This window comes from Vreelandella sp. H-I2, assembly GCF_052959335.1.
Genome location: NZ_JBRAMC010000021.1, coordinates 1 through 959, shown reverse-complemented (window position 1 = coordinate 959; position 959 = coordinate 1). Strand labels below are relative to the sequence as shown.

The window sequence follows — 959 nt, the reverse complement described above, 5'->3', positions numbered from 1 at the left end:
CCCGGAAGAGATTCCGGGGTGCCTTCGGGAACGCAGAGACAGGTGCTGCATGGCTGTCGTCAGCTCGTGTTGTGAAATGTTGGGTTAAGTCCCGTAACGAGCGCAACCCTTGTCCTTATTTGCCAGCGAGTAATGTCGGGAACTCTAAGGAGACTGCCGGTGACAAACCGGAGGAAGGTGGGGACGACGTCAAGTCATCATGGCCCTTACGGGTGGGGCTACACACGTGCTACAATGGCCGGTACAAAGGGCTGCGAGCTCGCGAGAGTCAGCGAATCCCTTAAAGCCGGTCTCAGTCCGGATCGGAGTCTGCAACTCGACTCCGTGAAGTCGGAATCGCTAGTAATCGTGAATCAGAATGTCACGGTGAATACGTTCCCGGGCCTTGTACACACCGCCCGTCACACCATGGGAGTGGACTGCACCAGAAGTGGTTAGCCTAACGCAAGAGGGCGATCACCACGGTGTGGTTCATGACTGGGGTGAAGTCGTAACAAGGTAGCCGTAGGGGAACCTGCGGCTGGATCACCTCCTTAAACGATGCGTCACAGTTAGTAAGCGTCCACAATGAATTACCTGATCAGAATGCTGTTACTACGCAGTGATAAGTGCTCTGTTTTTTTCATGTTAAAAAGAAAAAATAGCGTTTAAAGGTCTTAAGGACGTTTAAAGGTCTTTTTCTTTTTTAAGTCGAAAGAACACTTATCACTGCTTCTAGCAGTCGCTCTTTAACAATGTATATCATGCTGACAAGAACACTTCGTAAGAAGTGCTCTTAAATTGTGATACGTCTCAAGCGTATCCGGCAAAATGAAACGTTATCATTGCGAACCCCAGACTCCTTCGGGTTATAGGGTCAAGCAATGAAGCGCACACGGTGGATGCCTAGGCAGCCAGAGGCGATGAAAGACGTGGTAGCCTGCGATAAGGTTCGGTGAGGTGGCAACAACCTGTGACCC

General features: G+C 50.7%; 2 rRNA genes. Both read left to right on the top strand.

Features of this window, described 5'->3' with window-relative positions:
* Window positions 1-536 (top strand): 16S ribosomal RNA (locus ACUVOF_RS21925); the annotation flags it as partial.
* Between the two features lie 318 nt (window positions 537-854).
* Window positions 855-959: ribosomal RNA gene (locus tag ACUVOF_RS21920) — 23S ribosomal RNA — on the top strand; the annotation flags it as partial.